At 46.9% G+C, this 10659-nt stretch carries 9 protein-coding genes; 8 read left to right on the plus strand and 1 reads right to left on the minus strand.

The genetic code is table 11. From position 1 onward, the window contains the following. Positions 1 to 197: 197 nt before the first annotated feature. The 6 genes from KDK13_RS18845 (at position 198) to KDK13_RS18870 (ending at position 8096) form a co-directional block, all read left to right on the plus strand. Positions 198 to 605, plus strand: coding sequence for a thiol-disulfide oxidoreductase DCC family protein (locus tag KDK13_RS18845; protein WP_257286552.1), 408 nt, complete (start codon positions 198 to 200; stop codon positions 603 to 605). A gap of 242 nt (positions 606 to 847) precedes the next feature. Continuing rightward, positions 848 to 2923, plus strand: coding sequence for a TonB-dependent hemoglobin/transferrin/lactoferrin family receptor (locus KDK13_RS18850; RefSeq protein ID WP_257286553.1), 2076 nt, complete (start codon positions 848 to 850; stop codon positions 2921 to 2923). A 191-nt stretch (positions 2924 to 3114) separates the two neighbouring features. Further along, positions 3115 to 5304, plus strand: a complete 2190-nt coding sequence (locus tag KDK13_RS18855; RefSeq protein WP_257286554.1) for a TonB-dependent hemoglobin/transferrin/lactoferrin family receptor — start codon at positions 3115 to 3117, stop codon at positions 5302 to 5304. 58 nt (positions 5305 to 5362) lie between these two features. Then, on the plus strand, positions 5363 to 5635 hold the full coding sequence (locus KDK13_RS18860) for a hypothetical protein (protein ID WP_257286555.1): 273 nt from the start codon (positions 5363 to 5365) through the stop codon (positions 5633 to 5635). Positions 5636 to 5686: 51 nt separating this feature from the next. Further along, positions 5687 to 7564, plus strand: coding sequence for a hypothetical protein (locus KDK13_RS18865; protein WP_257286556.1), 1878 nt, complete (start codon positions 5687 to 5689; stop codon positions 7562 to 7564). A 40-nt stretch (positions 7565 to 7604) separates the two neighbouring features. Continuing rightward, positions 7605 to 8096, plus strand: a complete 492-nt coding sequence (locus tag KDK13_RS18870) for a hypothetical protein (protein WP_257286557.1) — start codon at positions 7605 to 7607, stop codon at positions 8094 to 8096. A gap of 274 nt (positions 8097 to 8370) precedes the next feature. On the opposite strand, the gene KDK13_RS18875 is transcribed toward KDK13_RS18870, so the two are convergent. Further along, entirely contained in the window at positions 8371 to 8952 is a 582-nt protein-coding gene (locus KDK13_RS18875) for a hypothetical protein (RefSeq protein ID WP_257286558.1), read from the minus strand. A 444-nt stretch (positions 8953 to 9396) separates the two neighbouring features. Here KDK13_RS18875 and KDK13_RS18880 point away from each other — a divergent pair, with 444 nt between their 5' ends. Both KDK13_RS18880 and KDK13_RS18885 read left to right on the plus strand, forming a co-directional pair. Then, positions 9397 to 10026, plus strand: coding sequence for an IS607 family transposase (locus tag KDK13_RS18880; protein WP_257286559.1), 630 nt, complete (start codon positions 9397 to 9399; stop codon positions 10024 to 10026). Next, on the plus strand, positions 10004 to 10659 hold a 656-nt coding region (locus tag KDK13_RS18885), incomplete at its 3' end, for a transposase (RefSeq protein WP_257286560.1). The genes KDK13_RS18880 and KDK13_RS18885, both read left to right, overlap by 23 nt.

Below are 10659 nucleotides of genomic sequence, written 5' to 3' on the forward strand. Positions count from 1 at the left end.
TAACAGGAGCGTAGGTTACTCGAAGCATAAAATGTGTTCAATAACCTTAATGATAATAATTCGCATTGATTGTGCTAATTAGTAATATCCACTGATTGTTTGATCTGGAGCACTATCTGAGCCGTAAGATTGCTAAAAAAAAGTCTGTTTAAGACCTTCTGGTCATAAAAATTCATTCATGTTCGGTGATCACGGTTATGGTGCTAAAAAGAGAAGAAATTTCACTGCCTGTTACGTTGTTCTACGATGGCGGATGCGCTCTGTGCATGCGTGAAGTGGATCATCTGGCTAAAAAGAATAAAAAAGGCCTGCTCAAGCTGGTTGATATTAGACAGGAGGATTTTCCGGAAAAATATCCGGAATTTGACCTAACAGAGCTTGACCGGGTTATTCACGCGAAGCTTGCCGATGGTCGTGTGGTGAAAGGCGTGGATGCTACGCTGGCTGCCTGGGAGGCAGTCGGCATGGGGTGTCTGATAGCCCCTTTACGCTGGCCAGGCGTTGCCTGTGTTGCGGATTTTGGCTACGAACTGTTTGCCAGAAACCGTCATGGTTTATCCCGCCGCTTAGGCCCCATCCTGGGTAAAAATGAATGTAAAAGATAGTCGCAGTGTCGCAGGCCTGTGACGCTGGCTGTTACCGCGCTACTCCCTGAAAGTGAAGTTCCTTTTATCTCTTTATTACCAAATGTTTATCTAAATGATAATGATTTGCATTAAGTGTAAATAGGTAATATGATGCGTCCGCTACTGCTTCGTAGCCCTCATTACCGAAGCGTAAAAACAAAAGTAACAGACAGGGTTGTAACCCAACTGGCAATAACACCAACACTGGTACAGAAAAAACAATGACGTTCCCGAAAAGCACGCTGGCCCTGGCGGTGATGGCCGCTACCGTTTCTCTTGCTGCCACTCCGGTTGCCTTTGCTGAAGCACTGGCAGAGAAGGAAAATAAAGCTCAATCAAAACCCGTTTTATTGAACCAGGTAACAGTCACCGCAACCAGGACGGAAAAGAATCATGCTGATGTCGTCCAGAGTATCGACGTAATTGATCAGGCAGGGATTGAACAGCAACAGGCGTCATCAGTGCCGGAATTGATGGAATACCTGCCAAACGTATCGGTAACTGGTGGCCCAAGGGGCAGTGCCCAGGGCGTCAATATCCGGGGGCTTGGGGGCACTCGCGTACTTCAGGTTGTGGATGGTGCACGACAGGATTTCTCAAATGGTCACCGTGGAACCTATTTTGCTGACCCTGAGTTATTACAATCGGTTGAAATTGTTAAAGGTCCATCAAGCAGTTTGTGGGGGTCAGGGGCTATTGGGGGGGTTGTCGTTCAGAACACAAAAGATGCCCAGGATCTTTTAGAAGATGGTCAACATCTTGGTGGCTATGTATCCCAGGGTTACCACAGTAATAACCGCCGTTCATTAACCAGTGGTGCTGTGTATGGCATGCAGGGGGATGTTGACTGGCTGCTGAATGGTTACTACAACGATGGTGAAAACTATGAGTTGGGTAACGGCCAGGATCTGGCAAACTCCGGGTCCAGAGAGCAGGGAGGTATGGCTAAACTGGGTTGGAATGTAAACAACGATAGTCGTCTTGAATTCAAGGCCCAGCACTTGCTGTATAACGGATTGGTACCGAGTAATCCTGCGACAATAGAGGGAACTTCTTCACCGCTGGTGGAAAGAGACTCAAAGAGTTCAAACCTGTCCGCTGCCTGGTTGTTTGACCCTGAAAGTGAATTGATTAACGGTAAGTTACAGCTATTTTATAACGACACCCGTTACCAGGAAGATCGCATTACCAAAGGTCAGAAAGACAATACGCGCTATAAAACCCATGGCCTGGCCCTGACTAACCTTTCCATCGTCAACAGTATTGAGCTGGTTTATGGCCTGGATGCTTACCAGAACAAGATCACTACCGTTCGAGACACCACAGGGAGCACTCCTGACTCCAGACCTGAAGGGCTGGATGGACAGTCTGCAACCATGGGCAGTTTTCTTCAGGGAAGTGTACCCCTTGCCCGGGACTGGACGCTGCAAGCCGGTGTTCGCTATGACCATTTTTCGGCAGAAGATAATCGGTCAAACCCGGATGTAACCAACAAGAAACAAACGGATCAGGCATTTTCTCCTTCAGTGGGGGTTATCTGGTCTGCGAATGAGTGGCTCACTCTGACAGCAAGTTATAATGAGGCGTTTCGTGCGCCGGGTATGGAGGAGATGTTTTCCACGGGTACGCATTTTGCCATGGGTCCGCTCAAAAATGTCTTTGTTCCGAATCCTGATTTGCAACCGGAAGAAGCAAAAAATAAAGAGCTTTCTGCCCGCATGGCGTTTGCCGAACTACTTGGGGAGGATGAACTCACACTGAATGCCAATATTTTCCACAATGATGTGGATAACTTTATTAATCAGTTCACGTATGCCCCGGCCTTTGGCAGCTTCGGACCTCCAACAAAAACCAGCTGGGAAAACGTGGAAGAAGCTGAGCTTAAAGGCTTTGAGATAGCAGGGGAGTATCGCATTCAAAATATTGAGACCGGACTTTCTTATGGTCAGACCAGGGGAGAGGATAAGCAGTCAGGAGAGGCGCTGGGTAATATTCCGGCGGATAAAATTGTCGCTGACCTGGCCTACCTGGCTTTACAGGGCGATGTAAAAGTCGGGACTCGATACACCCATGTTAATGACCAGAACAGGGTCGATCCGGACAATACCGTTGACCAGTATGAAGGCTATGACCTGGTGGACTTTTATGCCAGTTATGAGCCAGCAGCCGGAAGCTTGAAAGGGCTGAAAGCAGACTTCACCATTAAGAACGCTGCAGATAAATACTACCGTGTTGCCTGGCAGGAACTGTATCAACCGGGGCGCAGCTATCGCCTGGACCTGCGATACATGTTCTGAGCTCTGCTCATGTATCAAACTAAATGATAATGATTTGCATTTGATAGTTTTTATAATTATTATACCGCCGTTATTTATTCTCATTGCTTATTTTTTCAGCAGGAGAATCAGAAGTAGCAGGCGGTCATTGTCGACTGTCAGAGTGCAACATTGGTGGCTGTCAAAGCCCACACTGGTACAGATTGAAATTAATGAAGTTTTCAAAAAATACACTGGCGTTGGCTGTGATGGCGGCGACCGTTTCTCTTGCTCAAACCTCCCCGGTTCTGGCTGAAAACACCTTATCCGAAAAAGGAAGAGCCACGCTACTTAATAAGGTTGTTGTCTCCGCTACGCGGACAGAACAGAGCATTGAAGATGTCTCCTCTTCTGTTGCCTCCGTTTCTGCTGACGAGATGGATGCCAACCTTGCCAGCGATATTCAGGATGCTGTGAAGTATGTGCCTGGAGTCAGTGTTGCCGGTAATGGTCGTTTTGGTTTGAATGGCTTTAACATCCGTGGCATGGATAAGAGCCGTGTTAAAGTGATGGTTGATGGCGTTGAGCAGCCTGTGTCTTATAATCCGGGTGCTGATCAGATGCGCTTTAACCAGAATATGTATGAAACCGATACACTGGCAGCCATCGAAATCAATAAAGGACCCGCTTCCAGCCTCTATGGTAGTGATGCACTCGGTGGAGCAGTTCTCATGCGGACCAAAAATCCTGAGGATCTTCTGGCTCCATCGGGTGACGACTCCTACGCTGGCTTCAAGACCGGCTATACCAGTGCCGACCAGAGTTTTAAGCAGACCCTGTCGTTAGCCAGGCGCGCAGGCAATTGGGAAACATTGCTGATTTATACCCATACCGATGGCAAAGAAACCAGCACTCATGGAGATGGGGCCGATATTAATGGCCGTGACCGTGGTGCGGCTGACCCTTATGACTATAACCAGAACAATATTCTGGGTAAGGTTTTCTACCAATTCAATGACGATCATCGGGTTGGTTTGACAGGTGAGTTTTTCGAGCGAGATGGCGAAGGAAGGATACTGAGTAACGAAGGTTATGAGATGATGCCGGGCTTCACCTACACCAATAATTTTGGCGTCGATGAAGATACCCGAAAGCGGGTGGGTATTGAGCATGAATGGCTGGCCGGAAATACTGCATTTGACTCATTGCACTGGCAGGCTAGCTGGCAGGAAATTGATAGTGAGCATAATACCAAGGATCATACTGAAAAGTATGGCAATCGTAACCGTCAGCGTGTCGGTAAGGATATAAGTTATCAGTTTGATGTGCAGTTAGATAAGGAGCTGCTCTTTGCATCATCTGTACACCAGCTGAGTTATGGCCTTTCAGCGATGAAAGACAGTTTTGAATTGCATTATTCTGACACCGCAGAAAAACCAATTGCAAAACCAGCCGAGCCGGAAATCCCTGCAGCTGATTCCACCAAATGGGGGATTTTTGTCCAGGATCAGGCATTTTTTATGGATGATGCCCTGATTGTCACTGGAGGAGTGCGTTACGATTCATTCAAGGCTGAGCCTGATAGCAGCAGTGGTAAGCCTGATGCCAGCAGTGATGCAATTACTGGCAAATTGGGTGCTGTCTTCCATTGGAACGATAATATAAGTTCGTTTGTCCAGTTCAGCCAAGGCTTTAAGGCACCAACACTGCAGGATCTTTATTACTTCAAAGATAAGCCTAACGAAAAAATTATTTTGAACCCAAACCCAGACCTCAAGCCGGAAGAAAGTAATTCCTATGAAATAGGTCTGCGTGGCCAGAATCATCTGGGTAATTTTGAGCTGGTCGGTTTCTACAATGACTACACGAACTTTATAGACACTGATAAGGAAAAAAATCTGGTTACTGAGGTAACTACGCACACTAAAGTTAACGTGGGTTCAGCAGAAATTTACGGTGCAGAACTTAGTGGTATGCTATATCTTGACGAAGCATTTGATGCACCAACCGGTATGTACTCCCGCATGTCCATTGCCTATGTCGAAGGTGAGAATGGCGATAATGGAGGCAGCCTGGATACAGTAGCACCGTTAACCACTGTCGTTGGTATTGGTTATGACGCGCCCAGTGAAATCTGGGGTGGTGCACTGGATGTCACCCACGTTTCCGGTAAAACCGGGAGCGATTGGTCTGAAGAGCATAAAGACAATGTGGATGCCCCAGCCTATACCGTAGTGGATCTGACGGCTTACTATCAGCCCATGGAAAACATGATGGTTCGTGGTGGTCTGTTCAACGCCCTGGACGAAAAATACTGGCTGTACCAGGATGTTACCGGCACTCCAGTTACCAGCGATCAGGGCATTGACCGCAAAACCCAGCCCGGCCGTAACTGGGGTGTCAGCTTAAGTTATGACTTTTAAGCTTATTGCTCGAAGCTAACCCATCAGCCCCACCTTTGAGTGGGGTTTTTAATGTCTGTTGGGTTACATCCTGCTTCATTGTCTCCAGCTTTTCTTTTATCCTTGTCAGCCTGTCTGGACTCGACCAGTTCCGGAAGCTGATCGAGCCATTGCTGGCGAACGTCAGATTCTTCCCGGGCAGTCTGCAAAACGTAAGTCAGGAGCAACGTTTTATACAAAAAAACTTGAGCTTTTGATTGTTATAGCTATTTTCCATGCTAACCAATTTCGCTTCCAGGTGTTGTTGATTTCAAAAAATGTCATTTCTGAAATGCCTTTTCACTGTTCTTAATCTTTAAAAATAAATTGAGATGTTATCGGTATGATCGAATCAGGGTCTTTTTTGAACCTTAGAACTCAGTTGCAGCAAACTCAGTTAAAAAACACTCAATTAAAAAATGATGCTATTTCATTAACATCCATTGAACATTCAGATGGAGTTGAGCCTTTATTTCAGAAGTTTGCTGGTAAACTGCCCCATCAAATCGCAGTCGAACTCAGACAGAAAGATACCCTGCGCGGAATGGACATGAAACAGTGGCCGGGAAGCAGGGTTGAAAGCATGGCTGAAAAATTAAAAGAAGGCCCTGTCAGTTTTACTGTTCAATCAAAAGGCGACCATTCAGGCGTTGATAATAGCCCTGAAGTATTGACGATTACCTGTTCCCTGAATAAGCCAAAACCGGGTTGCTTTATCTGCAGAAATGATCAAACCATCATGGTCAATATGAAAAACACGTCAAGTGATGCTTATGAAACCGCGAAGGATGGTTTCTGGGTCATTGGTGAGGAAAGTGAGGCTGGGGAAATTCACTGCATCCTTGATTTCGGAGAGCAGCGGATTATGGACTATCAACTGACGGAATCAAAGTCAGCCGGTTCCGGGACTGCCAGCCATCAGGTGGTTGATTCAACACTGCAGGTAAAAGAATTTATCATTCCCGGCGTGACCCATCTGGAACGTGCCAGCCATGATGATGGCCGTTATGGCACACACAATGCGGTTTTTGCCAATAGCGCCGCCATTCCCACAGCGCTGTTTGAACACGACTTTGAACAGTGGAACAGCCAGCCGGAAGCTTTCAGAAGGTTGTTCAGAAGTGTTGGTGGCGTCCTGGGCCATGCATCGAAAAATCCGGAGTTCGACCTTAGAACATTTTTGCACACCCTTGTTGCTATCTGTATCGGTTCAGGATCGTTTCTGGGAGGGGATGAACTTGCTGCCGCCATACAGACGGCTCTGGGCTTCCCCAACACCAGTGTTCTCGGAACCCCGTCGGATAACCCCTTATTGGAGCGGTTCAAATATGCCGGTACCTTTCTCAGTCTGATCAGCTTTTTCGGCTTTCAGACCACGAAAAATGCCCTGGGAATCAGTAGCCAGTTTATTGAAAACCCCGCTGAGAAACGCTGCGTCAGCACCAAAATGTGTGTGATGGATGTTTTTGGCAGTCAGATTCTGTCGATGCTTATCATTAGTGCCTCCATTGCCGGAGGTGAGTATCTGGTAACCGGCAGTACTGAAAAAAGTAACCCTCGCAAGCTGTTTACTGACCTGCTTTTAGCCCAGACTTTTGTGCTTGGTTTGGGGGCTGCCGTACAGTCCAGGCTTATTGTCAAAGGCGTGTCTCCGGCAAAGGCATGGCTTTTTTTTGTCCTCTTTCGATTAGTTATCTACAGAGGCGCTGCCCTGGGCGTTCAGGTGATGACCAATCATCTGTTTGCCGATGGCGTTAAACCGGGAAAAATTCAGAGTATCCTGATAGCCAATGTCATTAATGAGCTGATGATCACTGTTTTGAGTGGGATTTCTTATCTTTCCGGAAGATCGAAAGCCACCGATGGTTCAGAAGAGCAGCTGATGGCCTATGAGCAGGCTATCAGGGAACTGGCATCTGAATCGGAATCAATCAGTTGTCTTGATCATTACGCCCATGATCATCAAATTTCCGTCCATCCATTGAACCGGTTCAGGCTGAATTTAAGCCGGTCAATTGATGCCACACCAAAAACAGTCTGGGGCAAAGTCGCTTATTACTGTTTGCACCGGGACCCGGACGGCATGCTGTCCAAAGTGGTCACCAGTCCATTTATCAGTTCGCTCTCAGGTCAGTCAGACGCTGAATACCGCGATGTTTTGACGTTGTATCAGGCGTTATTGAAAGATCGTTCAGTGTCCTTGCCAGTCCATAAACCTGAAGCCGGGGAGCTACATGTATAATCGGATTATTGGCAGCTGCTGACAGAGGCGATTGTTAATCATGGATTATGATGATTATTTTCGGGAAAAATATTTTTCACTGCTTCGGGAGAAACCTGATCTTAAAGAGGATGATCTTAAGGTATCAGAAACCGATACCGTTAAAGAAAGGGAACTCAAGCAGTTTATCAAAGACAACTGCATAAATTCAGAAGCCGGACCCGGTAACAGCAATCCTTCCGATATTGATAAAGATATAAGCCAGTTGAAGCAGCTGTTAACCGGATTGCTTGAGTCGGGAGATATTGACCGGGATATTGTCCTTGAGGCACTCAGTTATGGACTGACAGAAATGGTCGACTTTATTCACCACGAGCCTGATCATCATTACTCGTTCAGTGATCAGGATAAGAATGAGCTGCACAATATGATGAAGACTGTTCTGCAAAAGACAGAAACAGAAAAACATCAGGCCATCTGTGAATCCCTGTTCCCGGACATGGTGAACTATCTGGAGTCCCTGGTGGCTAAAATCAGGACACCGAGGTTTTAGGTTAGGAATCTTCCCGAAAAAAGTTCCCTGTTATGTTTACCACAGAGGCGCAGAGGGCGCAGAGGAAAAGCGTTTCTTCCTCTTCTGGGGCGAAAACAGGTTCAGTTTTATGTTCACCACGGAGACGCAGAGGACACAGGGAAAAAGCCTTTCTTCTTTCTCTGCGCACTCTGGGCCTCTGTGGTAAAAAAGGGAAGTAATCAAAGGACAATGCCTCAGGACTGCAGGCCTTACGGTACCTGCCAGCCGTTTCAACCGGAAGGGACGTTGAACATTACTTCTCTGGCAGACGATGCCTGATCATCTGCCCCAGGGTGAGGATATCTTTTCGAACCTCTTTTACCTGACTCTCCACCCCTTCAAGGCGTTGATTGATGCCACCGAGCCATTCATTGGTGCTGCCGAGTCGTTCATTGTTTTCATCCAGCCGTTCATTGGCTTCATCAAGACGTTCACTGTTCTCACCGAGGCGTTCATTCGTCTCGTTTAATCGTTCATAGGTTTCATCAACCCGTTCATGGGTGCCATCGACCAGTTTGTTGGTTTCATCCAGCCGGGCATTAATGGTGTCCAGATGTTCGCTGATGTCATCCAGGATTTTCCGGGTATTATTCATTAACTCACTGGTGCGCTCAAAACCGGACAGTGTGGCCTGGGCCAGTTCGGAGACATCCTCTTTAACACCGGTAACCTCTGCCTGAATACCTGACATATTGACCTTGACGCCAATGATCTCATGCTGGTTTTTCAGTGCGATGTGTTTGATATCCGCCATCGCTTTCACCAGTCCGTGAATTGTGTTGTAGAGGGACTGGTGTTGCTTCTCCAGCATCTCAACTCTTGTTTCTAGCGACATACAGCTACCTGTCTTTTGTTGTGGTACAAAGCCTTGTGTGAAACCATTTTTAGTTAGACAGCCATAACACACTCGTGTTAGAAATTTTTGGAAGAATGAGTGCTGATTGTCAGCCTGAGATTCAGGCGATGGCTGTTCTATATAATAAGCGGTGTACTGACTGCATGATCAGCATAGCAGAGCTTCAGAGTGTTATCGGTTTTATTGATGAGGGAAATAAAAAGAGTGGTTTATAGTGGAATGGTGGTTTGGCCGAATCAGGCCCGATGATTAAACCGCCTGGATCACAAAGCAGCGCTTTTTTCCTCTGCTGACTTTTTGATCGTGGTGGTTCAAAAGAACTCAGACGCCAGGTCTCCAATGGCTACTGCCGGTGTGACTGTTCCTGAGCAGGGCTTTAAACAGTTTTGAATAATCTATGATTATCTACCATCATCTGTGGTTATGGATAAGAGATTAGTCAAGATTGGTGAAGCTGCTTGCTTATTGGGCACTGACCACTCCACACTCAGACGGTGGGAAAGTACAGGCGAGTTACTGCCCGCCAGAAAAACCAAGGGGGGGACTCGATACTATGACGTATCCGAGTTGATGGGTCTCAGTAATGAGTCCGTCCCGACACTTTGCTACTGCCGTGTATCCAGCCATGACCAAAGGACAGATCTTGACCGGCAGCAAGAGCTGCTGGAAACATACTGCGCTGCCAAAGGTTGGCGAACGCAAGTTATTCGTGACCTTGGCTCAGGCATGAATTACAGGAAGAAAGGACTCAACCAGTTACTTGAGTTGATTATGAAACGCCAGATTACAAGACTGGTGTTAACCCATAAAGACAGGTTACTCAGGTTTGGTGCAGAGCTGGTGTTTTCTCTCTGTGAGATACAGGGCATTGAGATCGTTATCATACATAAAGGCGACCAACCCTCATTCGAAGGGGCCGGCCAACCGGAAGAACTTGCCAATGATGTACTGGAAATCATTACCGTTTTTAGTGCAAGACTGTACGGCAGCCGAAGCAAGAAGCACAAAAAAATGCTGGAAACCCTGAAAGATGTTGCTGGCACACAAGATTGAATTGCGACCAACCGCGCAACAGGCAGATTATCTGGATCGTGCCTGCGGTTCCCGGCGCCATGCCTTCAACCAGTTGCTGGCTCACTTTAGTCAGGAAGGGGTCAGGTGGTCGAAGCAGGCTGCCCATGAAAAATACCAGGAACTTCGAATTGAATTTCCCTGGTATGCAGAAGTCAGTCAACGTGTAACACGTAATACCGTCGATGACCTTCATAATGCATTTACCCATTTTTTTTGCCGGGTGAAAAACGGCAATAAAGCAGGATATCCAAGATTTAAAAAACGCGGGTTAAACGACAGCTTTTCCTTGCGTGAAAAACCCAAGTTTGATGTTCACGGCAGAACTCTGCGCATAGAAAAACTCAATACCAGAATCAAAATGCGTGAAGCGCTGAGATTCACTGGCACAGCTTGCCAGGTCACGATCAGTAAACGGGCGGGTAAATACTTTGCTTCAATATTGATTGATACTCAAGACTACGACCCAAAAGATCAAGAGGAGGAATCGGTTGGTGTTGACTTTGGCATCAGGGATTTGGCGGTTTGCTCAAATGGTAAAACCTTCGCTGCCAATCAGAAGCTAAAGCTCTCGCTGAAACGTCTGGCACAAAAACAACGGGCGTTAAGCCGCAA

Origin of the sequence: Endozoicomonas sp. SESOKO1, from assembly GCF_024606265.1 — a bacterium.
Lineage (GTDB): Bacteria > Pseudomonadota > Gammaproteobacteria > Pseudomonadales > Endozoicomonadaceae > Endozoicomonas.

Excerpts from the sequence above, each read along its gene's own strand:
- KDK13_RS18855 (WP_257286554.1), top strand. The coding sequence starts at position 3,115 with ATGAAGTTTTCAAAAAATACACTGGCGTTGGCTGTGATGGCGGCGACC.
- KDK13_RS18845 (WP_257286552.1), top strand. The coding sequence starts at position 198 with ATGGTGCTAAAAAGAGAAGAAATTTCACTGCCTGTTACGTTGTTCTAC.
- KDK13_RS18870 (WP_257286557.1), top strand. The coding sequence starts at position 7,605 with ATGGATTATGATGATTATTTTCGGGAAAAATATTTTTCACTGCTTCGG.
- KDK13_RS18850 (WP_257286553.1), top strand. The coding sequence starts at position 848 with ATGACGTTCCCGAAAAGCACGCTGGCCCTGGCGGTGATGGCCGCTACC.
- KDK13_RS18880 (WP_257286559.1), top strand. The coding sequence starts at position 9,397 with ATGGATAAGAGATTAGTCAAGATTGGTGAAGCTGCTTGCTTATTGGGC.
- KDK13_RS18875 (WP_257286558.1), bottom strand. The coding sequence starts at position 8,952 with ATGTCGCTAGAAACAAGAGTTGAGATGCTGGAGAAGCAACACCAGTCC.